This is a genomic window from Rhodococcus sp. KRD175, from assembly GCF_017168275.1.
GTDB classification, from domain to species: Bacteria; Actinomycetota; Actinomycetes; order Mycobacteriales; family Mycobacteriaceae; genus Rhodococcoides; species Rhodococcoides fascians.
On the sequence record NZ_JABFAQ010000015.1, the window covers coordinates 169,501 to 193,923 of the forward strand.

Here is a 24,423-nt window from a genome sequence, read left to right on the forward strand (position 1 = left end):
CTGCATACTGGACGCATGCCGGAATTACCCGAGGTGGAGGCCCTTGCCGGCTTCTTGCGCGAGCATGCCGTCGGTGCCGTGATAGGCCGCATCGACATCGCGGCGCTCAGCGTTCTCAAGACCTTCGATCCGCCGATCACCGATCTGCAGGGTCGCGACGTCACCGATGCCGCGCGGTTCGGAAAGCATCTGGCGCTGCAGGCGGGTGACCTGTGGCTGATCACCCACCTGTCGCGAGGGGGTTGGCTGCGATGGGTGGACAATCCCAGTGTTGCTCCGCCGAAACCGGGCAAGGGGCCGCTGGCGCTGCGGATCCACTTCTTCACTCCCGAGGGCGCAACCCCGGCCATCGACCTGACCGAAGCCGGTACCAAAAAGCGATTGGCGGTCTGGGTGGTCCGTGATCCTCAGCAGGTTGCGAGCATCGCCCGGCTGGGGCCGGACGCGATGACGATCACCGAGCTCGAATTCGCCGAGATACTCGGCAGCACCACAGCTCGTCTGAAGACCTCGTTGGTGGACCAATCGTTGCTCGCCGGAATCGGCAACGCCTACTCGGACGAGATTCTGCACGTCGCCAAGCTCTCGCCGTTCGCATCGTCCAGCAAGCTCGACGCGGAAGCCGTTTCGGTTCTCTATGCCGCGATGCGCTCGGTCCTGTCCGACGCGGTGGACCGCTCGGCCGGGCAGGATGCGGCGCGCCTGAAGGGGGAGAAGCGATCCGGCATGCGGGTGCACGCCAGAACCGGGCTACCGTGCCCGGTCTGCGGAGATCCGGTGCGCGAGGTCGCCTACGTGGACCGCTCTTTTCAGTACTGCGCGACGTGCCAGACGGCCGGCAAGATTCTTGCCGACCGCCGGATGTCACGGTTGCTCAAGTAGCGGGTTCGAGCGTCTGGCTGGCGTAGCCGCGATAGCCTTCCCACGCTTTGCGGCGATCGCTGCGCGGATCTCTCTGCACCCGGGTGCGCGTGTCGAAGATCAGCGTCTTGCGCTCGGCTTCGTCGTAGGCCGGCCACGATTCCAACGGCTTTCCGTTGGTGGCGAACGCAATCCAGTGTGACTGCACCTGCTCGGTGACCTCCGCGAACGACTTTCGTCCCCCTGTCGCGGTCAAGGCCTTGCCGAACAACGTCTCGTTGATGCCGAAGACTGCGAACAACTCGAACCCGTGAGTGGCGTCGAGGCCCAACAACTTCATCGACCGAGGGGCGAAGTCGAAGCGATAGAAGTACGTCGGTGCGTGACGCGAATGTCCTTCGGCCACTTCGAGAGACGGCTTCCAGAACGTGAAATCCCCGCCGAAGTCGATGGCGGCCCGCTCGCTCGGGTATCCACGGTATCCGCCGGTGACAACCGGTTCCGCCGCGGGATCGGTGAGGGAGAAGAGTTTGGAAATGCGTTCGGGGTTGGTGGGCAACGCGTCCAGAAACTTCGGAAACAGTGTTCCCTCACGGGCGTTGGTGCCGATGATCAGCGGCACATTGTGTGCGGTGCCGTTCGCGTACGCCTCGACCGGATCGACAGGAAGGAAGTCACCGTCGATCACCGGGCCGAAGGGGAGCAGGCCGGGAGTGCGGTGCAGCGTGGTGAGTCCGAGCTTGGTGCCTGCTCGGCCGAGTGCAAGTACCTCGGCGTTCTCCAGGGTTTCCACCGCGGTCTCGGCGGTGCCTCCGAGGTACCCGACGTACTCGCTCGCCCACTGGTCCGCCCGGTGCTTGGCGGTCGTCATGCCCGGTGCTGAGCTTTCGGCAATTGCCTGGGCGAAAAGGCCTTTCGCGGCGGGCACTGTCATCAGGGTGGTGACGGCATTGCCGCCTGCGGACTCGCCGAAGACGGTGACGTTGTCGGGATCTCCGCCGAACTCGGCGATGTTGCGCTTTACCCACTCCAATGCCGCCACCTGGTCGCGTAGTCCCAGGTTGGAATCGAACGGCCGCTCGGGGGTCGAGAATCGCGACATGTCGAGGTAGCCCAAAGCGCCGAGTCGGTAGTTGACCGACACGTAGATGATGCCGTCGCCGTCCTGCAGCGAGCGCCGGACCAGCGAACCTCCGCCGTACAGCGGGGTGGCCGACGTGCCGAGGGTGTACGCACCGCCGTGGATGAACACCATGACCGGTCTGGGTGTCGTGCTCGGCGTGCTCGGTGCCAGGACGTTGAGTGTCAGGCAGTCCTCGCTCGACGGTTGGTACTTGCCGATTGCGAGCATCGTGCCCCGCTTGTGCTGAACGGATGCGTTGCCCCACTCGGTCGCGTCGCGCACGCCCTGCCACGGCTGGGTGGGTTGAGGTGCGCGAAACCGAAGCGGACCGACGGGAGGGGCGGCGTAGGGAATGCCCCGCCAGGTGGTGAGATTGCCGACCGGCTTTCCCTCGATCATGCCGTCCGTAGTGGTCACGCGTGTTTTCACAGCCATTTCGCGATACTACCGGGCGCTTCTTACCCGGTGGTAAGAACCGGCAGGGTCGGGTACCGGGCAGACTCGAAAGCATGCCTTTCGAGTATCGAGCCGAGATAGTGGAGCTGCTGCGAGCGCCCTCGCACGCGTACTTCGGGAGATCCAAGGACGGCCCGGCCGAGGTGCCGACCGAATTGCCGGACAGCGTCGAGATCGTCGCCCACAAGGGCATCCGCGGCGATCGCTTCTTCGGGGTCAAGGCTCATACCGAGGCAGCGGTGAGCTTTCTGGCACTCGAAGCCTGGGACGCCGTCGGCGAGGTACTGGGCTTCGACGTTCCCGACCCGGCCGTGGCCAGACGAAACGTTGTGGTCCGCGGGTTGGAACTCGACCCACTGCGCGGACTGGAATTCGAGCTCGATTCCGGTGACGGCTGGATTCGCTTCCGGGGCGGCCGACCTGCCCATCCGTGCGCGTGGATGGACCGCATGGTGGTCGACGGCGCTCGCAAGGCACTGATCGGTCGCGGTGGATTGCGGGTCGAGCCGCTCTCGGACGGAATCCTGCGAGTCGGGCCGCTGTCGGTGCGTTCCCCGGTCGAACTGGATGCCTCGCGAGCTGCGCTGTCGATTCGGCGCGCACAGCCCATCTGACGCAAAGCTGGGGGTCACTCTTGCTCACAAAGTAAATCTGTGCCCATAATGTGAGCAATGGTGCGACGCATCACACCGGCCCGTCATGCATGGCGGCGGTCACTCTCTGGTGGAAAGACCTACCGATGTCCGATTTGTGGATCGTGATCAACACCGTCGTCGCAGTACTGGCGGTGGTGGTCTTCATCGTTCGTTTCCATTTCAACCCGGTGATCTCGCTGGTGCTCGGGGCTGCGTACCTGGGCCTGGCGACCAAGCTGGGAGTGTCGACCTCTGTCGACACGATCACCGGCGGATTCGGCGAGATCATGGCCGAGGTCGGATTGCTCATCGCGTTCGGCGTCCTGATGGGTTCGGTGCTGCAGGAGATGAGCGCCATCCAGCGTCTCGTCGGCACTTTGCTGAGAGCCTTCGGCCCCAAGCGGCTCCCGTACGCGCTGTCGCTGACCATCGCGACTCTTTTGCAGTCCATCTTCCTCGACGTGTTGCTCGTGATCTCCGCACCGCTCGCTCGCAACCTCGCACCCAAGATCGGCAAGTACGGCACGGCGAGGATGGCGACGGCGCTGGCCATCGCTCTGGAATGCGGCATCGTCTTCATGGTCCCCGGAGTCGCGACGCTGGCGTTGGCCGGACTGCTCGGCGTGCCGTTGGGCAAGATGATGATCTACGGACTGATCCTCATCGTTCCTGTCGTCGTGCTGTCGGTGGCCATCATGTCGTTCGTTTTCCGGCACGGTTGGTGGAACGAGGAGAAGGACGAGCAACAGATCATCGCGGTGTCGGAGCCGGTGGTCTCGGAGCCTGTCGAGTCCGACGACGAGCCCCTCGGCGCCGGCGGCGGCGTGGCCCAAAAGGTGCGCACCGAGAAGCAGACCTCGCTGCTGGTGTTGCTCTCGCCGTTGCTGCTCGCGCTCGTCCTGATCGCCATCGGTGCCGTTCTCGAAGTCGCCGAGATCTCGGTTCCGGTAGTCGAATTCATCGCCAGCCCGGTCATCGCGCTGCTCCTCGGACTGGTCGGGACGTGCCTCATCGGCCGTTACCACGTCGGCGAGGAGCGGGTGGAGAAAGCTCTCGCTCGTGGATTCGCCGAGAGCGGTCAGATCCTCATTCTCACCGGTGTCGGTGGATCGCTTGCAGCCGTCATCAACGAGGCGGGTCTCGGCGACATACTGGGCCAGTACTTCACGGCCAGTACCGCGGCTCCACTGTTGATGGTGTGGGTCATTGCGGCCGCGTTGCACATCGCGGTCGGATCGGTGACGATCTCCGCCATCACCTCGGCCGGCATCCTCGCGCCTGTCGCGCCGCTGATCGGTCTCGACCCGGTGTTCATCGCGCTCGCCGCCGGTGCCGGATCACTGTTCGCCGTGCACGTCACCAGTAACACTTTCTGGCTGCTGCAGTCCTTGATGGGCCAGTCGACGAGGGGCACACTCAAGACGTGCTCGGTGGGTGTGTCGGTGGCATCGGTCATTGCCATTGCCTTGATCGTGCCGATGAGCTGGATCCTGTGACCTCTTCCGCGAATATCGAAAGGAACACAATGGCATTGCCGCTCAGTGGAGTTCGAGTTCTCGAACTCGGCAACTACATCGCCGCACCCACGGCGGCCAGGATGCTCGCCGATTTCGGTGCCGAGGTGATCAAGGTCGAAAGGCCGGGTACCGGTGACGAATTGCGCAATTGGCGGCTGTATTCCGGTACGACGTCGATGCTGTACCGCACGATCAACCGGAACAAGAAATCGATCGTGCTGGACCTGCGCACCGAGCAGGGACGCAAAGATGTGGTCGACCTCGCCGCGCACTGCGACATCGTGCTCGAGAACTTCCGGCCCGGCACACTCGAGAAGTGGGGGATCTCGCCCGAGGTTCTCAGTGCCGCCAACCCGGAGCTGATCATCACGCGTATCTCGGCATTCGGGCAAACCGGTCCGATGTCGCAGCGACCCGGATTTGCCGCTGTGGCAGAGGCGTACGGCGGCTTCCGCAACCTCGTCGGTGATCCGGACAGGCCGCCCGTGCGGGTCGGTGTGTCGATCGGCGACTCGATCGCCGGTCTCTATGCGGCGTTCGGATGTGTCATGGCGTTGTTCCAACGACAGACGCAGCGTGCAGCAGAGAAATCGGACCCGTTGTCGCTCGAACTGCGCTCCATCGACGTGGCCTTGAACGAATCCATTCTGTCGATGATGGAGTCGCTGATTCCGGATTATCTGGCGTACGGCGTCGAACGCGAACGGACGGGCGGCCGAATGGAGGGCATCGCGCCCTCGAATGCGTACCCGTGCAACGACGGTCACTCGATCATCATCGCCGGTAACGGTGACGCCATCTTCCAGCGCTACATGGAGACCATCGACCGTCCCGATCTAGGAGCCGATCCTGATCTTGCGTCCAACGCCGGCCGGTGGCGTCGCCGGGACGAGCTGGACGCCGCTATCTCGGCCTGGACCGGATTGCGTTCGCGCGCCGAGGCATTGAAGATCCTCGATGCCGCGGGGGTGCCGTCGGGTCCGATCTACACCGCCGCGGATATCGTCGCCGACGAACAGTACGCGGCCCGCAACATGATTCAGCACTTTCCGGTCGACACCGGCCAGGAAGAGCCCACCGACGTCGGGTTCGTCGGAGTCGTCCCGGTGATCGGTGACGCATCCCTGCCGATCCGTTCGGTCGGGCCGGATCTGGGCGAGCACACCAGAGAAGTACTGTCGACGCTGCTCGGCCGCACCGACGAAGAGATGGGCCTGTAGATGTACCGATTCACCCCCACCGCGGAGCTACGCGACGTCACGATGCGCGACGGGCTACAGCTCACCGGCAAGATGCTCCCCACCGAACGCAAACTCGAGATCATCAGGGCCCTCATCGAACTCGGCGTGCCGGCACTCGAGGTCGGCTCGATGGCACGCGGCGACAAAGTGCCGCCCATGGCCAACACCCTCGAGGTCATCGGCGAGCTGACCGCCGAGGAACTCGAGCGATGCTGGGTGTGGGTCGCCACTCCACGCCACGTCGAGAAGGCCGCTGCTGCAGGGGCTCGCAACTTCCAGTACTGCTTCTCCGCGTCGGACTCACACAACCAGGCCAACATCGGGCGCACCACCGAGGTGTCGCTGGCCGCGATGCCCGATGCCGTCGACATCACCCGCTCGGTGGGCGGACAGATCGAGCTGTGTATCGCAACGTCGTTCACCTGTCCTTTCGAGGGACAGGTACCGCCGGATCGGGTCATCGAGATCGCCAACGACGAACGAGCCACGGGCGCAACGGATATTGTCATCTGCGACACCCTCGGACAGGCAGTACCGGTTCAGGTGTCGTCGCTGATCTCACGGGTGCGCGCGGAAACTCCGGACCGCCGGGTGGTGTTCCACGGTCACGACACCTGGGGTCTGGGCGTCGCGAACACTCTCGCCGCCATCTCGGCCGGAGCCGCGATGGTCGACGGTTCGCTCGGCGGACTGGGCGGCTGCCCCTTCGCCCCCGGTGCCAGTGGCAACACCTCGTCCGAGGACATTCTCTTCGCGACGAGGCCGGATTGGTTCGAGCCGAAGACGCTGGCACGCATGGTCTCTCTGTCGGAGGGCCTGCTGGTCGAACTGGAGGAGCCCATGCGATCGAAAACCGTGCAGGGTGCCAGGTCCGAGGCGCACGTGTTCGAGTGGGTCGTATGAGCCGCATTCTCGTCACGTCGGAAATCCCGGCTCCCGGCATGGACATTCTGCGGGCCGCCGGCGAGGTCGACCTCCGCGAGTTGGACCACGAGCAGTTGGTCGAGGCATGCGCCTCGGGGGATTACTCCGTCGTGGTCTCCCAGCTACGCGACCGGTTCGATGCGAAGCTGCTGGCCTCGGCATCACTCGTCGGGATATCCAACTATGCCGTCGGATTCGACAACATCGACATCGCGGCCGCCACACGCTACGGAATCACCGCCGCGAACACTCCAGGTGTGCTGACGGATTCGACCGCAGACATCGCGATGCTCCTCATCCTGTCCACGGCCCGCCGTGCCGTCGAGGCCGATGCCTTCGTTCGGTCCGGATCCTTCACCGGGTGGGAGCCCGAACTGCTGCTGGGCAGCGATGTCTCGGGCCGTGTGCTCGGCCTTGCCGGTTTCGGTCGTATCGCTCGGGCCACCGCTCGGCGGGCACTGGGTTTCGGCATGACGGTGAAGTTCTGCCCCCGGCCGCCCGGCGACCGCGAGGTCTCCGACGACGAACTCGGTGAGTTCGCCGGCCGCGTCGAACAGGCGGCGTGGGACGACATCGTCGCAACGAGTGACTTTCTGTCGCTGCACGTCCCGTTGTCGGACTCCACCCGGCATCTGGTCGATGCTGCCGTGTTCGAGGCCATGAAGCCGTCGGCGATTCTGATCAATACCGCGCGAGGGCCAGTGGTCGACGAGGCAGCGCTGGTGATTGCTCTACGTGAGAAATCGATCGCTGCAGCAGGATTGGACGTCTACGAACGCGAACCTGCGCTCGAACCGGGCCTGGCCGAACTGTCCAATACCGTGCTCCTACCGCACGTGGGCAGCGCGACGGTCTCGGTGCGCTCGGAGATGGCGCGCCTGTGCGCCACCAATGCCGTGGCGATGCTGCGCGGTGAGCTCCCGCCGCACCCGGTCAATCCCGAGGCCTGGGGTCACGCGGGGTAGCGGCCGCCGAGGGTCCGGGTGATCTGTTCGGCATGCGAGATCAGCAGGTCCACCCAGGCCTCGCACTGCGACTGCGGCATCCGTAATGTCGGGCCGCTGATGGTGACGGCACCGACGATGTCCGAGGCCGAATCGAACACCGGAGCGGACAGCCCCGATGCGCCGGTTTCGCGCTCACCGGTGGTGATCGCGTAGCCGTCGGACCTTGTCTGCGCCAACAGTTCCCGCATCGTCTCGGCCTCGGTCACCGTCTGCTCGGTCAACGATTCGAGTTCGCGGGACAGAACACGCTCGGCCAGGTCCGAGTCCCAGGCCAGTAGGACACGGCTGGCCGATCCTGCGCTGAGCGGAATGACCTTGCCGACGTACATGTCTCGTCGCAACGCATGCCGCGTCTCGGCAATGGCCACGCACACGCGGTAGTTCTGCTCGGGCCGAAAGAAGCACGCTGTCTCGGTCGTCAGATCGCGAATGTCCTTGAGGATCGGATTGACGACCGACAACACGTCGAGATCCTTGGTCGCCGTCGCGGCCCAGTACGCCATCCGCACCCCGATGCGGATGCGATCGCCGCCTCGATCCAGAAAGCCCTGTTGAACCAGGTTGGTGACCAGACGCTGCACCGTCGAGGTGGGCAGCCCGGTGCTCTGCTGAATCTCGCCCAGCGTCATGGCCGGGCGATCGAACGAGAACGCATCGAGAATCTCGGTGATCTTGCCCAGCACGAGAAGCGGCTGCTGCTTCGGCGAATTCTCGGTCACTCGACCAATCTACTCGGCAACGCGGGAGACGACCCGAGTGATCGCGTTCGGTGTCAGCATTGTGCTCCCAGTACGGGTAGCGTCCCAACGATGTCCGAGCGACGTACTCTGACCACCGGGCGAGTAGTATTTCTGGTGGTTGCTGCCGCAGCACCGATGGCGGCCATGATCGGTAATGTGCCACTGGCATTGATTCGCGGAAACGGGGCGGGATTGCCTGCCGCCTACGCGATCAGTGCCGTTGTGTTGCTGTGTTTCTCGGTGGGTTTCGCGGCGATCGCACAGCAGGTGTACAGCACCGGGGCGTTCTACACCTACATCGGTCTCGCGTTGGGTAAACCGCCCGGAATTGCTGCCGCATATGTCGCAGTTGTCGCATATACGTCACTTGCATGCGGGCTTTCGGGCGCATTCGGCTACTTCACCCATTTGGTCTTCGCCGATTCGGGCATCGATATTCCGTGGTACGTCTTCACCGGCGTTGCCGTGGTGATCGTGGCAATTCTCGGGTTTCGAAATGCCGACCTCTCGGCCAAGGTCTTGGGGACATTGATGGTGCTGGAGTTCGCTTTTCTGGTGGTGTTCGACGGCTTGGTCGTCGTGCAGAAGGGTGCTGCCGCAGTGCCACTGGAGTCGTTCACACCCACTCAGGTGTTCTCCGGTTCGCTCGGTATCGCCATGATGTTCGCCTTCTCGAGCTTCATCGGGTTCGAATCCGCAGCGTTGTACGGGGAGGAGACCAAGGACCCGCGGCGAAGTATCCCGCGTGCGACGTTCATTGCGGTGTCGATCATCGCGGTCTTCTACGTCACGACGAGCTGGATCGTCGTCGGTGCGGCAGGCGGCGTCGACGCTCCGGCGCTGGCCCAGACCGAACTGGGCAACCTACTGTTCACGCTGGCGCGTGAGTACGGCGGAACAGTGCTGTACGACGGAACCGCAGTGCTGCTGTGCACCAGCGTGCTCGCGTCGTATCTTGCGGTGCACAACGCCGCCAGTCGTTATCTGTTCGCGCTGGGGCGTGAGCGTGTACTTCCGGTGTGGCTCGGCCGAATTCACCCGCGGCACGCGAGCCCGCATATCGGTAGCATCACCGCATCGGTGGTGGCAGCGGTATCGCTGACGGGCTTCGCGGTGGCCGGTGCCGACCCCTACCTGAGTTATGCGGCCGGTGCCATCGGCCTCGGCACTCTGGGTGTCATTGCGCTGCAGGCCGCCGCGGCACTGTCGGTGGTCGTGTTCTTCATCGGCCATCCAGATCGATCCGTGTGGCGCACCGCGATTGCCCCGGGCATCGGATTTCTCGGGTTCACGACCGGATTGATCCTCGCCGGAACGCATTACAGCGTGCTCACCGGATCCGATTCTGCCGTCGTCAACGCGGTACCGGTGGTGCTCATCCTCGCAGCGATCCTCGGGGTCCTGGTTGCTCTACGCCTGAGGCGAACCGACCCGACAACTTACGCAGGCATAGCTGCGGCATATGCGCGGAGCTGAACCTGTCACCGGCGCGATTCGAGTAGCCGGAGCCAGATTTCGCTGACCGTCGGATACGACGGCACCGCATGCCACAGATCGTCGAGCGATACCTTCCCGACCACGGCAACGGTGGCCGCGTGCACCAATTCCGCCACCCCCGGCCCGACGAAGGTCGCCCCGACGAGAGTGTCGGTGGCCCTGTCGATCACCAACTGCGCACGACCCGAATAGTCGTCCTGCTGTAGGGAGGAACCCGCGACGGCGATGTCCTGGGCCGCGATCTCGACGTCGATACCGGCTTCGCGCGCCTTGGCCTCGGTGAGCCCGACCGAGGCGACCTCGAGGGGCGTGAAGACGACCTGGGGAATCTGTCCGTGATCAGCGGTGGCGCGAAACTTCTTGTGATCGAGCGGCTTTCCTTCGGCCCGGGCGGCGATGACGTCACCGGCCACCCGTCCCTGATATTTACCCATGTGCGTCAACGGTGCCCGGCCGTTGAGATCGCCGACGGCATAGAGCCAGTCGTGGTCTCCCACAGTGAGGTGGTCGTCGACGTCGACGTATCTGCCGTCGGGAAGACCGACGGAGGACAGTCCCAGATCCGAGCTCGTCGGGGAGCGGCCCGCCGCGACCAGCACCTCGTCCACGACGAGGTCCTCGCCGCCGACCGTGAGAGTGACCGGACCACCGTGGATTCGGCCGACGCCGGTGTCGGCGGGATCTTGCCGCGACACAGCCGTCAGGGACGCGTCGAGCATGATCGTTGCGCCGCGTTGTTTCAGTGCATCGGCGACGAGTTGTCCGGCGAACGGCTCGGAGCCGGCCAGCAGGGACGAGCCGCGCACGATCATCGTGACTTTCGCCCCCAGGGACAGCAGCCACGTCGCTGCCTCGCTCGCCACGACACCGCCGCCGATGATGGCCACGTGGCCGGGGGTCTCGTGAATGTTCGTGGCGTCGCGGGAGATCCACGGCCGGGCGTCGCGAAGACCAGGCGTGTTCGGTACCGACGCGGTCGTGCCGGTAGCCAGCACCACTGCGTGCCGAGCTGTGAGCGTTCTGCCGTCGACCTCGACGGTCTTGACCCCGCTGAGCCGTCCGTGGCCACGGATTACCGAGATGCCCGCGGACTCGGCCCACGACACCTGCGACGAGTCGTCGAGGCCGTGCGTGAAGGATTCGCGTCGGGCCAATACGGCGTCGGCGTCGAGGGGTTGGTCGCCGACCAGTTCTTTCACACCCGGCATGTTTCGGGCGGTATCGAGCACCTCGCTCGGCCGCAGGAGCGCCTTGCTGGGCATGCATGCCCAGTACGAGCATTCGCCGCCGACGAGTTCGTGTTCGACGATGGCGGCGGTGCGGCTGCTCCCTTGTATCGCGTACTGCGCGGCATTCTCACCGACGGGTCCTCCGCCGATGACGATCACATCGAATTCCGAGCTCTCTGGGGCCATTGCTCCACAGTGACATAGGCTCCCCGCTTATGGCGACCACTCGGAGCAAGATTCTGATCACCGGCGCGAGTTCAGGACTGGGCGAGGAGATGGCGCGCCGCTTCGCGGGCATGGGCCGGGATCTCGCACTCTGTGCGCGACGGGTCGAGCGGCTCGACGAGCTCCGCTCCGAACTCATGACGCAGCATCCCGGGATCACCGTGGCGGTGCGCGCACTCGACGTCACCGATCACGATGCCGTGGTGACGGTGTTCGGCGAACTGCGCGACGAGTTGGGCGGCCTGGATCGAGTTGTCGTCAATGCCGGACTCGGCAAGGGTGCGAAGATCGGATCCGGTCGCGCGGACGCCAATCTGCAGACCGCACGCACCAATTTCGTCGGTGCGCTGTCGCAGGCCGAGGCTGCGTTGGCGATATTCCGGGCCCAGAAGCACGGGCACCTGGTGTTCGTCTCGTCCATCAGCGCCGATCGGGGTCTGCCCGGTGCCAAGGCGACCTACTCGGCCAGCAAAGCGGCGGTGGCCTCTCTGGGAGAATCGTTGGCCACTGAGCTGGCTCGCACCGACATCGTCGTCACGACGCTGCTGCCGGGCTTCATCGCCACCGACATGTCGGCCGGCGCAGGTGACAGTGCTGCTCTCACAGCCACTCTGGACGAGGGCGTCACCGCGATGGTCCGGGCCATCGAAAGCGAAACGCGCCGCGCCGCGCTGCCCGGCCTGAAATGGCGAGGCATCGACGCGGCGCTGCGGTTCCTGCCGAACGTGCTGACGGATCGAATGGTCTGAGCGCAGGACTGGAGCTTGGGGAATGACCCGGTTACTGCAGGAGTGGAGCCTGCGGAATGACCCGGTTACTGCAGGAGTGGAGCCTGCGGAATGGCCGGACGTTACTGCAGGTATCCCTCGACCTGGTTGACGCTGTTGGCCGTCGCGGAGTCGGGGTCCTTGCCTGCGTCGATGCGTGCGCGGCGCTGCCGGAGCAGGTCCCAGCACTGATCGAGAGCGTGTTCGAGTGACGCGAGCTGCGCCTTTTCGGTGTCGGGGTCGATCTCCCCGGCCTGGGTGTCGGTGCGCAGCTTGTGCTCGGTGGCGATCAGCTGCTGAATCTTGGTGTGGATATCGTGCTCGTTCATGGCTGCAACGGTAGACCTACCAGGGTGTACCGGCCAGGTTTCGCCGCGCCAGAGCGCGGTGCACCGCTGCGGTGAGCTCTGCCGCCGATCCGACCAGCGCGTCGTCGGTGCACACCAGGGAGAGTGTGTAGCGCCCGTCCATCCGGGACAGGTAGGTCGACAGCCTGATCGTCGACAGCGGGATCGGTCCCGTCGGTGCGGGGTGGATCGCGCGGGTGGCCAGACCGCAGGATCGATGTGACCCGAGGGTCGTCAGCGCATGCGGAATGTCGCCGATGTTGGAGCACAACACTTCTCCGCGCCCCGGCGTCGAGGTCAACTTCGCCGCGAGGCGGTGGGGGAGCAGTTGGACGACCTCGGGCGGGTACCCCGCGGGGGCTCCGACGGGCGCGGCGAAGGCAGCTTTGCACGCCGCGCGCACTGCCGTCGGCGAATCGTCTCCGCGAACGTCGACGGTGGCCATCCCGATCGAGTTCGCGTCGCCGGATCCGGTGCGGAAGGGGATGTCGACGGTCACCGTGGGTGAGCCGAGTTCTGCCATGGTCGCGGCGACGACGCACACGAACAACGAATTGGGTGAGCCGCCACCGAGCTCGGCAGCCGAATCCCACTGCGCTGCATCGACGTCCACGACCACAGAGGAGGCCCGTCGAACACGGTGGGGGCGTGTGCGATTCGAGTCGGATGCCGTGAATGCGCGCAGCTCGGCCCGAGCCTTCGCACTCACCCACAGTCGAGCGGTCGCGACGATCGACCGCACGAGCACGGTGACGATCATGCGCAGAGCGTCCGCTGCGTCCGAACCGGGGGAGGCGATCGGTTCGGTTTCTACCGAGCCCGAAAACGACTGTGCAGCAGCGTCGATGAGCCCACGGGCATCGGCGAGCGCATGCGAGCACACCAGCGATACGACGGTGCCGCCGCCGGCCAGCGGAGCTGCCGTCAACCGCCACCCCGGTCCGTATTGCGGATCCAACTGCACATCGGCCTGGTGGTCGGCCCACTCGATGGCGTCGTCGACCGGCTCGGAGGCGACCGTCAGCGGCAGCGACGTGGAACAGACGTCCCATCGGAGCCGGGCACCGGGGATGCGAGGCACGCCGACCTGTCGACCCAGCTGCCCGCGTGCGAGCGCAGCGTGTACCCGTTCGAGTTCGTCCTGGGTCACCGACTCGGCAGCACGCCAAATACCCTGCAGTGCAATCGGTGTGCCGTACCCGCGATGTGTGCGGAGAAAGATCTCGTCGATCACCGACAGGCGGGTCGAGATCACGGACTGGGGGTACCGTGTCGCCCCGCGCCCGAGGCGAACCGACTCGCTCCGGTGAGCGCGTCGGCGGTGATCGAGATGGCACCGTGCCGAAACTCGTTCTTCAGCGCGGCTTCCTCGTCGAGGCCGTCCTGCTCGAGGACGGACAGCCGGTCCTCGCGCATGCAGGTCTGGGGCAGCAACGCCAGTTCGGCGGCCAGCGCCTCGGCCTCGGATCGGGCACGACCGACCGGAACCACCCGGGTGATCAGACCGATGTCCAACGCCTCCTGGGCGGCCACGGCGCGTCCGGTGAGAATCATGTCCATCGCTCGTCCGGTGCCGATGATGCGCGGCAATCGCACTGTGCCGCCGTCGATCAAAGGCACGCCCCAGCGCCGACAGAACACGCCGAACGTGGCGTCGTCCTCCGCGATGCGTAGGTCGCACCACAGGGCGAGTTCGAGCCCACCCGCGACGGCGTATCCCGACACCGCGGCGATGACCGGCTTGGACAACCGCATTCGCGTCGGGCCCATCGGACCGTCGCCGTGTTCGGTCGCGTGGTTCGACCTGGGTGTGCCGAGCGCCTTCAGATCGGCACCCGAGCAGAAGGTTCCGCCTTCGCCCCACAACACGGCAACCGACGCGGATTCGTCGGCATCGAATTCCTCGAAGGCCTGGGTGAGTTCCTGAGCAGTGGGCCCGTCGACGGCGTTGCGTGCCTCCGGGCGTGAGAGGACCACGGTGGTGACGGGGCCTGATCGTTCGATCCGTACCGGCATGGTTACGAACCTACTCGAGTCCCCTTGCGTGAAGCACTGAATCAGTGCTTCAATCCTTCAATGCCCTACCGGCGAACACCCGCAGTGCAGGCCCGGCTCGATGCCGGCCGAACGAAACTGCTTGCTGCCGCCGTCGAGGTCCTGTCCACCAAGGGATACGCGGGCCTGTCGGTGGCCTCGGTCGCCGCGGCCGCCGGCGTGTCCGCGGGCAGCGTCTACACGCACTTCGACGGCAAATCCGACCTGGTCGTCGAGATCTTCCGGCAGGTCTGCACCCGAGAAGTGGCTGCGGTGGTCGCCGTCGCCGCACACGGCAGCACATCCGAGCGAGTCGCCGCGGTGGTGCAAACCTTCGCCGGGCGGGCCCTGAAGAACCGCACGATGGCCTACGCGCTGCTCGCCGAACCGGTCGATCCAGCAGTGGACGCCGAGCGGTTGGTGTTCCGGCGCAAATTCACCGCTGCGTTCGCCGACGCGATCGTGGCAGGAATTGCGGCCGGGGAAATTCCCGATCAGGACGCGGCGATCTCGGCCGCCGGCCTCGTGGGTGCCGTCGGCGAAGTGCTGGTCGGTCCGTTGTCCTCGCACGAGTCCGTGGACGTGGTTCCCGGTCTCGTCGCTTATTCGTTGCGTGCGTTAGGAGTTCGAGATGAACACACATGAGGTCTTCAATCAGGCGACCGACCTGACGCCCTACGACGTGTCCGACGACGCCTCGCTGCTGGACGGTCTCGACCGAACCGGCGGCGGCTGGGCGCGCGACGAGGTGCGTCAATTGGGCGCTCTCGCAGGCGGAGTCGAGGTCCAGGAGTGGGGCAGGCTCGCGAACGAGAACCCACCGGTGCTCAGGACTCACGATCGGTACGGCCATCGCGTCGACGAGGTCGAATTCCATCCGCACTGGCATGATCTGATGACCGTCGCGGTGCAGCACGGACTGCACGCCAGCCCGTGGACGGACGATCGAGTGGGTGCGCACGTGGCCCGCGCCGCGAAATTCTACGTATGGGGACAGGCCGAAGCAGGCCACATGTGCCCGATCTCGATGACCTACGCCGTCGTACCGGCGTTGCGGCACAACCCCTCTCTCGCCGCGCAGTTCGAGCCTCTGCTCGCGTCCCGGGAGTACGACTTCGGGCTGCGCGAGCCGTCGAGCAAACGCGGCTTGATCGCCGGTATGTCGATGACGGAGAAGCAAGGCGGCTCGGACGTTCGCGCCAACACCACCACCGCTACCCCGTCGTCGGACGGCACCTATTCGATCGTCGGCCACAAGTGGTTCACCTCGGCACCGATGTCTGACATGTTCCTCACCTTGGCCCAGGCACCGGGCGGGCTGTCGTGCTTCATGTTGCCGCGGGTGCTGCCCGACGGCACCCGTAACCGAATGATGCTGCAGCGCCTGAAGGACAAGCTCGGCAACAAGTCCAACGCCTCGGGAGAACTGGAATACGACGGTGCGACCGGCTGGCTCGTCGGCGAGGAGGGCCGCGGGGTGCGCACCATCATCGAGATGGTGAACATGACCAGATTGGACTGCGTCATCGGCTCTGCTGCCGGTATTCGCAACGCCACTGTCCGCGCGGTGCACCACGCACGTCACCGAGCCGCGTTCGGAGCTGCGCTCGTCGATCAGCCGCTGATGCGAAACGTATTGGCAGACTTGACCATCGAATCCGAAGCGGCGACCGCCGCCATGATCCGGTTGGCACAGGCCACCGACGGTTCCGCTCGCGGCGACGAGCAGGAGAGCGCCCTACGCCGAATTGCGTTGGCCGTCACCAAGTACTGGGTGTGCAAACGAGCGCCGGCCCACGCCGCCGAAGCACTCGAATGCCTGGGCGGCAACGGCTACGTCGAAGAATCGGGCATGCCTCGGTTGTTCCGCGAATCGCCGCTGATGTCGATCTGGGAGGGCTCGGGCAACGTCGCCGCACTCGACTCGCTCCGCGCACTGGCCCGTCAACCCGACAGCGTCGAGGCGTTCTTCGGTGAGATCGGCAAGGCGTCGGGTGTGGACTCTCGCCTCGACGACGCCATCGCCCGCGTCGGGAAAGAACTCTCCGACACCTCCGACATGGAATACCGCGCCCGCCGCGTCGTCGAACTGATGGCACTGACCTTCCAAGGTGCGCAACTGGTGATGCACGGAAACCCCGCAGTGGCCGACGCCTTCTGCGCGAGCCGACTCGATCGAGACTGGGGCATCGCCTTCGGCACCCTGCCCGTCGGAGTCGATACCTCAGCTGTGTTGGCGCGGGTGTGACGATTTGGCTCCTGTCCTGCGGATCAGCTCCCCACATTCGTAAATGTGACGCCGATCGGAGTCGGTTATCCAAAACTGGGGAGCTGATCCGCCGCCATCCGCTGGTCGCCGAACCATCCGCTGGGTGCCGGTAGCGCAGCTGCGCGGGCGAAGGCCTGCTCGAAGCGGCGAAGCAGTGCTCGGGGATCGTCGAGTTCACGCCAGTTCCACCGCACGATGACCCAACCCAGTTCGCGAAGTCGGTCCTCGCGATACTTCTCATCCAACAGAAAGCGTTTCGAGTCGTACTTCGATTCGCCGTCGAATTCGCCGATGACACCCAGCTCCCAGAACAGGAAGTCGACTCTTCCCACGAAGCGGCCGGCTCCGTCGTGCACCCATTGGTTGAGCAGAGGTGTGGGGAGCGGGAGGGTTTCGAACAGCACTCGGCTGCGCGATTCGCCGACGCTCTCACTACGCCCGTTCATAAGAGACACCGCGCGGCGGGCGGCTGCGATGCCGGTTCGGAATCGTGCGGATTCGACCGCGTGGGCCAGCGCGTCCGAGTCCGTGTGGCCGGATCTCAGTGCACTGTCGCCGACGCATACCGATCGATCCACACTGCTGGTGCGAGCGATGTCCACGACCGTTCGAGCCGCGGTGGTGACCGGGTAGCCGTTGACGGTTGTGCGTTCGGCGGGGTCCAATGTAGTCCCGTGGAGAATTCGGAGCGGGCGACGCTTGCTCGCGTAATCGAGACCGTGTGTCATGTGTACCTTGTCGAGCGGCAGCTTCCAGACGTCGAAGCCCCAGGCGATGGCCGCCGAGACGTGGCTGAGCACTTCGTCCGCCGGTGCGGACATCAGATACGACCGCGTCAGCAGGAAATGACGTTCGGTCGGGCTGGCCTCGTGCATCAGCGTGGTGGGCACATAGAAGCCCGGTCGCAGCACCGACAATTCACCGGCGCGGCGCAGCCTTTTCAGGTCGTCGTCGGTCAACCCGAAAGTAAGTGCGTCAGCTCTGGTGAACAGGTCGGTGTGAGGTAGGTCCATGGATGCTTGGACGCGCCGACCGTCGATTCGGATCCGTATGCAGCGAAAAAGCTCCCCAGTTTCGGATATCCGACGCCGATCGGAGGCATAAATCCGAAACTGGGGAGCTGATCTGCGTCCCGGCCGGGCCCGACCGACCTCAGGCCGACCAACCTCAGACCGAACGACCCCGCTGCGATCGGTACCAGCGCACCAGGGCGTCGGTGGATGAATCCGATTGCACGGCAGGGGCTTCGGCGTCGGTGAGTACCGGTGTCAGTTCGAGTGCCTGGGTCTTACCGAGTTCGACGCCCCACTGGTCGTAGGAGTCGACGCCCCAGATGACGCCTTCGACGAAGACCTGGTGTTCGTACAGGGCGATCAATTGTCCGACGACGGACGGGGTGAGTTTGGGGGCGAGGATCGAGGTGGACGGTCGATTGCCCGGCATCACCTTGTGCGGCACCACATCTGCGGGTGTGTCCTCGGCGGCGATTTCCTCGGCGGTCTTGCCGAAGGCGAGCACCTTGGTCTGGGCGAAGAAGTTGCTCATCAGCAGGTCGTGCATCGAGCCGGTGCCGTCACGGGTGGGCAGGTCGTCGGTGGGCTCGGCGAAACCGATGAAGTCCGCAGGCACCAAACGTGTTCCCTGGTGCAGCAATTGGTAGAAGGCATGCTGTCCGTTGGTGCCCGGTTCGCCCCAGAAGATTTCGCCGGTGGAGGTGGTGACGGGGGAGCCGTCGGCCTTGACGGACTTGCCGTTCGACTCCATCGTCAACTGCTGCAAGTACGCGGCGAAGCGGGAGAGATCATTCGAATACGGCAGCACTGCACGGGTTTCCGCGCCGAAGAAGTTGCTGTACCAGAGGCCGATGAGGCCGAGCAGAACTGGTGCGTTCTCGGCGAGCGGTGTCGACCGGAAGTGCTCGTCGATCCGATGAAAACCGTCGAGGAATTCGGCGAATGCCTCTTTGCCGACAACGGCCATGACCGACAGCCCGATTGCCGAGTCCACGGAATAACGTCCGCCCACCCAGTCCCAAAAGCCGAACATGTTGTCGGTGTCGATGCCGAAGTCCGCGACGCGTTCGGCGTTGGTGGACACGGCGACGAAATGCTTGGCGACGGCGTCCTCACCGAGTGCGTCGACGAGCCAGCGCCGGGCTGCGGTGGCGTTGGTCAGCGTCTCGAGGGTGGAGAAGGTCTTGGAGGCGATGATGAACAGCGTCGACGCCGGGTCGAGTCCGGCGAGCGCGCCGACGAGATCGGCGGGGTCGACGTTGGAGACGAATTTCGCCGAGATCCCCGCGTCGGCGTAGTGACGGAGTGCGTTGTAGACCATGACCGGGCCCAGATCGGATCCACCGATACCGATGTTGACAACGGTGGAGATCTTCTCGCCGGTGGCACCGACCCATTCGCCCGAACGCACGCGATCGGTGAATTCGCCCATGGCCGTGAGGACTTCGTGTACATCGGCGACGACGTCCTGGCCGTCGACGGTCAACGACGCGTCGGCCGGTAGACGCAGCGCGGTGTGCAGAACAGCGCGATCCTCGGAGGTGTTGATGTGGTCGCCTGCGAACATGGCGTCGCGCTTGCCTTCGACGTCGGCGGTGCGGGCCAGTTCGATCAGCAGGGCGAGAGTCTCGCTGGTGACGCGATGCTTGCTGTAGTCGATGTGAAGATCCGCGGCGGCGAGGGTGAAGGTGCGCCCTCGGTCGGCGTCATCGGCGAACAGAGTTCGGAGATGAGTATCGGCAATCTCGGAGTGGTGATCGGTCAGTTTCTGCCAGGCATCCGTGCCGGTGATATCGACGCTCATACGAACCAACAGTAATCCGGTGCCGAGTCATGCGCGCGTCGTTTGTCGTTTGCATCGGGCGCTGCGGAGGCATCATGGACGGTATGGACCAACGTGCATTGATCGAATCGATTCCGGCAAAACTGTGGATCGGCGGCAAGGCCGTCGACGCCGAGGGCGGTAAGACGTTCGCGGTGAACGATCCGGCGACCGGCAAGCCCCTGACGGAGGTGGCGGACGCATCCCCGGCCGACGCGATGAAGGCCCTCGACGCGGCTGCTGCGGCGCAGAAGAGCTGGGCGGCAACACCTGCCCGCGAACGCAGTGAAATTCTTCGAGCGGCGTTCGAGAAGGTCACCGAACGTGCCGACGACATCGCGCTGCTGATGACCCTGGAGATGGGCAAGGCCCTCGCGGAGTCGAAGGCCGAGGTGAAATACGGTGCGGAGTTCTTCCGGTGGTTCGCCGAGGAAGCGGTGCGCATCGGTGGTCGCTACACCCCGGCCCCGGCGGGCAACGGCCGCATTCTCGTGACCAAGGCTCCGGTCGGCCCGGTACTGGCGATCACCCCGTGGAATTTCCCGTTGGCGATGGGCACCAGGAAGATCGGCCCTGCCCTGGCCGCCGGCTGCACAATCGTGGTCAAGCCGGCACGAGAGACCCCGCTGACGATGCTGCTGCTCGCGCAGATCTTCGACGAGGTGGGTCTACCGGAGGGCGTGCTCTCGGTGCTGACGACCTCGAAGTCCGGCGACGTCACCGGGCCGCTGCTCGAAGACCCGAGGCTCCGCAAACTCACCTTCACCGGATCCACCGGCGTCGGCAAATCGCTCGTCGAGAAGTCCGCGACGAGGTTGCTGCGGACGTCGATGGAACTCGGTGGCAATGCCCCGTTCGTGGTGTTCGACGACGCGAACATCGACGACGCGGTGGACGGCGCGATGCTGGCGAAGATGCGCAACGGCGGCGAGGCCTGCACGGCGGCGAACCGTCTGCACGTGCACAACAGCGTGCGTGAGGAATTCACCACCAAGTTGGTGGCGAAGATGTCCGAGATGAAGCTCGGACCCGGCGTCGACCCCGACACCAAGCTCGGACCGCTGATCAACGCAGACCAGCTCGAGACCGTGCAGGAGCTCGTCGACGATGCAGTGGAGAAGGGTGCGACGGTAGCGCTCGGCGGTAGCGCACCGGGTGGCGACGGCTACTTCTACCCGGCGACCGTGCTCACCGACATGCCGACGTCGGCCCGCATTCTGAAGGAAGAAGTGTTCGGCCCGGTGGCCCCGATCGTCGGATTCGATACCGAACAGGAAGGAATCGACGCAGCCAACGCCACCGAGTACGGCTTGGCGTCGTACATCTACACCGAGAGCCTGGATCGCGCGCTACGAGTGGCCGACGCGATCGACAGCGGCATGGTGGGTGTCAACCGCGGAGTGATCTCGGACGCGGCAGCACCGTTCGGTGGAGTCAAAGAATCCGGATTCGGCCGTGAGGGCGGATCCGAGGGAATCGAGGAATACCTCGAGACCAAGTACATCGCACTGAAGTAGAGCATCGGTTGGGCGTGCATCCTGCGCGCCCAACCGGGGTTCGGTCAGTGGCCGAGGCGACCGCGGCCGAGGCGGAGCAGGAGCATGGCCAGTGTGTGGCCTTCCTGACCGAGGCTGCTGAAGCGCTCGAGAACTTTCATCTCACGGCTGTGCACGAGGCGCGGGCCGCCGGACGCCATGCGGGTGCGTCCGATGATCTGCGAGACCTCGGAGCGACGCCGCACTGCCGCGAGGATTTCGGCGTCGAGACGGTCGATCTCCTGACGCAGGTCGTTGATCTCGGCTTCGCTGGAAGGCAATGCAGTCTCTGAATCGATCTTCGTCGTCATAGCCATCGTCTCTCCTCGGGTCACATCTTGGATCGTTGCGTCGTCCGGCACCGTTACGCCTTTCGTATTCGGAACTGCAGCGGCTGTCGGCTGGGTTTCGTCTCGAAGGACCGAGATCGACGAGATTCCCGCCGGGAAAGCTGGGGCGTTACGACTGTCGACAGGCTCCCGCTCGTCCGGCTGCGCAGTGGCCGATCCGACGCAAGCGATGACGCACGACTTTTTCGATCACCGATCCAGTGTGCCACGGGGTAACCGTCCTGAAAAGTCGGAGATGACGCCGACGACCACGGGATGTGGGTTTGTCGGTACGCGCCGGTAGCCTGGCCAGACGATGAACACATTCCTCCAGGGCCTCGAGTCCCGTAAGAACACCTCGTCCGACGCGCTGCTGGAGGGGCTCAATCCTCAGCAGCGCGAGGCCGTCGTGCACACGGGATCGCCGCTGCTCATCGTGGCCGGTGCAGGCTCGGGCAAGACAGCGGTGCTGACGCGTCGCATCGCGTATCTGCTCGCGGAGCGGGGGGTGTCGCCGGGGCAGGTCCTGGCGATCACGTTCACCAACAAGGCCGCCGCCGAGATGCGCGAGCGAGTGGCAGGTCTGGTGGGGCCGCGGGCGAACGCCATGTGGGTGTCGACGTTCCACTCCAGCTGCGTGCGCATCCTGCGCGCCCAGGCGGCATTGTTGCCGGGATTGAACTCCAACTTCTCGATCTACGACGCGGACGACTCACGCCGGCTGCTGACAATGATCTCCAAAGACCTGCAGATCGACACCAAGAAGTTCTCGGCTCGTCTGCTCTCGACGGCGATCTCCAACCTCAAGAACGAGCTGATCGGCCCGGACAAGGCCGCCGAGGACGCCGACGGCGACCCTGCTGAGCTGCCCCGACTCGTCGCGAAGGTCTACCGCATCTATCAGCAGCGTCTGCGCGCGGCCAACGCCATGGACTTCGACGACCTCATCGGCGAAACGGTGGGAATTCTGCAGGCCTTCCCGCAGGTGGCGCAGTACTACCGACGCCGGTTCCGGCACGTACTGGTCGACGAGTACCAGGACACCAACCACGCCCAGTACATGCTGGTTCGCGAACTCGTCGGCACGCCCGATGCAGACGGCGCGCTCGAGGGCACCGTCGCGCCGGGTGAACTCTGCGTGGTGGGTGACGCCGATCAGTCGATCTACGCATTCCGCGGCGCGACCATTCGCAACATCGAGGAGTTCGAGCGCGACTACCCCGACGCTCGCACCATTTTGCTCGAGCAGAACTACCGATCGACGCAGAACATTCTGTCGGCGGCCAATGCCGTCATCTCGCGCAACATCGGACGGCGCGAGAAGAAGTTGTGGACCGACACCGGTGAAGGCGAACTGATCGTCGGGTACGTCGCCGACAACGAGCACGACGAGGCGTCGTTCGTCGCGTCGGAGATCGATCGTCTCGTCGACAGCGGGGATGTGCGTTTCGACGAGGTGGCGGTGTTCTACCGGACCAACAACTCCTCGCGCGCGCTCGAAGAGATCTTCATTCGTCTGGGTCTGCCGTACAAAGTCGTCGGCGGCGTCCGGTTCTACGAGCGCAAGGAGGTCCGTGATCTCGTTGCGTACCTGCGCGTGCTGTCCAACGAAGACGACACCGTCAGTATGCGGCGCATCCTCAATACCCCCCGCCGCGGCATCGGAGACCGCGCCGAGGCGTGTGTGGCCGTGCACGCCGAGCAACGCGACATCAGCTTCTCGCGAGCGCTGCACGACGCGGCCGCGGGCAAGGTGGCGTTGCTCAACTCGCGGCAGCAGAAGTTGATCGCTCAGTTCATGGAACTGCTCGACGAGTTGCGTGCCGTCCTGACGGCCACCGACGGAGACGGCAACGACATCGCCGATATCGGCGACGTGGTCGAAGCAGTACTGGACCGCACCGGCTACCGCGCCGAGCTCGAGGCCAGTAGCGACCCGCAGGACGGTGCTCGCCTGGACAACCTCAACGAATTGGTCAGCGTCGCACGGGAGTTCACGTCCGAGGCGCGTAACCAGGCCGCAGTGGCGGAAGAGGCGCTCGAAACAGGTGACGATCGGAACGACGACGACGGTGGTGTCGACGGTCTGGCCGAGCCCGGTTCGTTGGCCGCTTTCCTCGAACGAGTTTCTCTGGTTGCCGATACCGATCAGATCCCCGACTCGGGCACCGGCGTCGTGACGTTGATGACGCTGCACACCGCCAAAGGGCTGGAATTTCCGGTCGTCTTCGTCACCGGGTGGGAGGACGGCCAGTTCCCGCACATGCGTGCGCTCGGTGATCCGAACGAGCTGTCCGAGGAACGACGGCTGGCGTACGTGGGCATCACTCGCGCGCGGCAACGGCTCTATCTCACGCGCGCGATCATGAGGTCGGCGTGGGGTCAGCCCATCGCCAACCCGGAATCACGCTTCCTGCAAGAGGTTCCCCAACATCTGATCGACTGGCGTCGCGAAGACCCGGGCACCGGCGGCGGCCGCGCAATCGGCGGCGGTAGATCCGGCAGCTACGGATCGAACAGTTACGGCTCGGGCGGCGGTTACGGCTCGGGCAACTACGGCTCCGGTAGCTACGGCGGGTCGTCGAGTCGTGGCCAGAGTTCGTCTCCGAGCTTCGGTGCCGCGAAGGGCCGAAACTCCAATCTGGTTCTGGCTGTGGGTGATCGAGTCAGCCACGACAAGTATGGACTGGGTACGGTGCTCGAATCCACGGGTGCCGGAGTCAAGGCTATGGTGCTGATCGATTTCGGCTCGGCAGGTCGCGTCAAGATGATGCTCATCGGCGGCGTCCCGATGACCAAGCTGTAGAAGTCCCGACAACGCGAAAGCCGGGCCCTGCGAAAGCGGGGTCCGG

The 24,423-nt window shown here is 64.9% G+C and carries 21 protein-coding genes; 12 read left to right on the plus strand and 9 right to left on the minus strand.

Features of this window, described 5'->3' with window-relative positions:
- Positions 1–15 precede the first annotated feature (15 nt).
- Positions 16–882, plus strand: coding sequence for a DNA-formamidopyrimidine glycosylase family protein (locus J1M81_RS21110; RefSeq protein WP_206498771.1), 867 nt, complete (start codon positions 16–18; stop codon positions 880–882).
- Here J1M81_RS21110 and J1M81_RS21115 read toward each other — a convergent pair.
- Complete coding sequence (locus J1M81_RS21115) at positions 875–2,419, minus strand: carboxylesterase/lipase family protein (RefSeq protein WP_206498772.1); 1,545 nt, start codon at positions 2,417–2,419, stop codon at positions 875–877. The two genes, J1M81_RS21110 and J1M81_RS21115, sit on opposite strands and share 8 nt — an antisense overlap.
- A 74-nt stretch (positions 2,420–2,493) precedes the next feature.
- On the opposite strand from J1M81_RS21115, the gene J1M81_RS21120 reads away from it, so the two are divergent.
- The 5 genes from J1M81_RS21120 (at position 2,494) to J1M81_RS21140 (ending at position 7,722) form a co-directional block, all read left to right on the plus strand.
- Positions 2,494–3,054 (plus strand): molybdenum cofactor biosysynthesis protein, encoded by a 561-nt coding sequence (locus J1M81_RS21120; protein ID WP_206498773.1) that lies wholly within the window; start codon positions 2,494–2,496, stop codon positions 3,052–3,054.
- A gap of 125 nt (positions 3,055–3,179) precedes the next feature.
- A complete protein-coding gene (locus J1M81_RS21125) occupies positions 3,180–4,571 on the plus strand; it encodes a GntP family permease (protein WP_032399900.1) in 1,392 nt (463 codons plus the stop codon).
- Positions 4,572–4,600: 29 nt separating this feature from the next.
- A complete protein-coding gene (locus tag J1M81_RS21130; RefSeq protein WP_206498774.1) occupies positions 4,601–5,812 on the plus strand; it encodes a CaiB/BaiF CoA-transferase family protein in 1,212 nt (403 codons plus the stop codon).
- A complete protein-coding gene (locus J1M81_RS21135; protein ID WP_032365945.1) occupies positions 5,813–6,736 on the plus strand; it encodes a hydroxymethylglutaryl-CoA lyase in 924 nt (307 codons plus the stop codon).
- A complete protein-coding gene (locus tag J1M81_RS21140) occupies positions 6,733–7,722 on the plus strand; it encodes a D-glycerate dehydrogenase (protein ID WP_032373066.1) in 990 nt (329 codons plus the stop codon). Before J1M81_RS21135 ends, J1M81_RS21140 begins: the two co-directional genes overlap by 4 nt.
- Here J1M81_RS21140 and J1M81_RS21145 read toward each other — a convergent pair.
- On the minus strand, positions 7,710–8,483 hold the full coding sequence (locus J1M81_RS21145) for an IclR family transcriptional regulator (protein WP_080733203.1): 774 nt from the start codon (positions 8,481–8,483) through the stop codon (positions 7,710–7,712). The two genes, J1M81_RS21140 and J1M81_RS21145, sit on opposite strands and share 13 nt — an antisense overlap.
- Positions 8,484–8,573: 90 nt before the next feature.
- Between J1M81_RS21145 and J1M81_RS21150 the strand changes: the two genes are divergently transcribed.
- Positions 8,574–9,980 (plus strand): APC family permease, encoded by a 1,407-nt coding sequence (locus J1M81_RS21150; RefSeq protein WP_032373064.1) that lies wholly within the window; start codon positions 8,574–8,576, stop codon positions 9,978–9,980.
- 5 nt (positions 9,981–9,985) lie between these two features.
- Here J1M81_RS21150 and J1M81_RS21155 read toward each other — a convergent pair whose 3' ends face one another.
- On the minus strand, positions 9,986–11,416 hold the full coding sequence (locus tag J1M81_RS21155) for an NAD(P)/FAD-dependent oxidoreductase (RefSeq protein WP_206498775.1): 1,431 nt from the start codon (positions 11,414–11,416) through the stop codon (positions 9,986–9,988).
- Positions 11,417–11,445: 29 nt separating this feature from the next.
- Between J1M81_RS21155 and J1M81_RS21160 the strand changes: the two genes are divergently transcribed.
- Positions 11,446–12,204: an SDR family oxidoreductase gene (locus tag J1M81_RS21160; protein ID WP_032381715.1), complete on the plus strand. Its 759-nt coding sequence runs from the start codon at positions 11,446–11,448 to the stop codon at positions 12,202–12,204.
- Between the two features lie 101 nt (positions 12,205–12,305).
- Here the strand turns inward: J1M81_RS21160 and J1M81_RS21165 are convergent, their stop codons facing one another.
- The 3 genes from J1M81_RS21165 to J1M81_RS21175 are packed head-to-tail and all read right to left on the minus strand — an operon-like array spanning position 12,306 to position 14,585.
- Entirely contained in the window at positions 12,306–12,551 is a 246-nt protein-coding gene (locus tag J1M81_RS21165) for a DUF2630 family protein (protein ID WP_027496002.1), read from the minus strand.
- A gap of 16 nt (positions 12,552–12,567) precedes the next feature.
- Positions 12,568–13,824, minus strand: a complete 1,257-nt coding sequence (locus J1M81_RS21170) for a hypothetical protein (protein ID WP_206498776.1) — start codon at positions 13,822–13,824, stop codon at positions 12,568–12,570.
- A complete protein-coding gene (locus tag J1M81_RS21175) occupies positions 13,821–14,585 on the minus strand; it encodes a crotonase/enoyl-CoA hydratase family protein (protein ID WP_027496004.1) in 765 nt (254 codons plus the stop codon). Before J1M81_RS21175 ends, J1M81_RS21170 begins: the two co-directional genes overlap by 4 nt.
- Positions 14,586–14,645: 60 nt before the next feature.
- Between J1M81_RS21175 and J1M81_RS21180 the strand changes: the two genes are divergently transcribed.
- On the plus strand, positions 14,646–15,248 hold the full coding sequence (locus J1M81_RS21180) for a TetR/AcrR family transcriptional regulator (protein ID WP_027496005.1): 603 nt from the start codon (positions 14,646–14,648) through the stop codon (positions 15,246–15,248).
- Positions 15,235–16,851 carry an acyl-CoA dehydrogenase family protein gene (locus tag J1M81_RS21185; protein ID WP_206498777.1) on the plus strand — a complete coding sequence of 539 codons (1,617 nt, stop codon included), beginning with the start codon at positions 15,235–15,237 and terminating at the stop codon, positions 16,849–16,851. The genes J1M81_RS21180 and J1M81_RS21185 overlap by 14 nt, the downstream gene beginning before the upstream one ends.
- Positions 16,852–16,916: 65 nt before the next feature.
- Here the strand turns inward: J1M81_RS21185 and J1M81_RS21190 are convergent, their stop codons facing one another.
- Together J1M81_RS21190 and pgi are read right to left on the minus strand one after the other, a co-directional pair.
- Entirely contained in the window at positions 16,917–17,885 is a 969-nt protein-coding gene (locus tag J1M81_RS21190; RefSeq protein WP_206498778.1) for a type IV toxin-antitoxin system AbiEi family antitoxin domain-containing protein, read from the minus strand.
- Positions 17,886–18,039: 154 nt separating this feature from the next.
- Complete coding sequence (pgi, locus tag J1M81_RS21195; RefSeq protein WP_206498779.1) at positions 18,040–19,689, minus strand: glucose-6-phosphate isomerase; 1,650 nt, start codon at positions 19,687–19,689, stop codon at positions 18,040–18,042.
- Between the two features lie 83 nt (positions 19,690–19,772).
- Between pgi and J1M81_RS21200 the strand changes: the two genes are divergently transcribed.
- Positions 19,773–21,224, plus strand: coding sequence for an NAD-dependent succinate-semialdehyde dehydrogenase (locus J1M81_RS21200; RefSeq protein WP_032385838.1), 1,452 nt, complete (start codon positions 19,773–19,775; stop codon positions 21,222–21,224).
- Positions 21,225–21,268: 44 nt separating this feature from the next.
- Here the strand turns inward: J1M81_RS21200 and J1M81_RS21205 are convergent, their stop codons facing one another.
- Positions 21,269–21,559 carry a chorismate mutase gene (locus J1M81_RS21205; protein ID WP_027496010.1) on the minus strand — a complete coding sequence of 97 codons (291 nt, stop codon included), beginning with the start codon at positions 21,557–21,559 and terminating at the stop codon, positions 21,269–21,271.
- A gap of 328 nt (positions 21,560–21,887) precedes the next feature.
- Here J1M81_RS21205 and pcrA point away from each other — a divergent pair, with 328 nt between their 5' ends.
- Positions 21,888–24,377 (plus strand): DNA helicase PcrA, encoded by a 2,490-nt coding sequence (pcrA, locus tag J1M81_RS21210; protein WP_032388643.1) that lies wholly within the window; start codon positions 21,888–21,890, stop codon positions 24,375–24,377.
- Positions 24,378–24,423 lie beyond the last annotated feature (46 nt).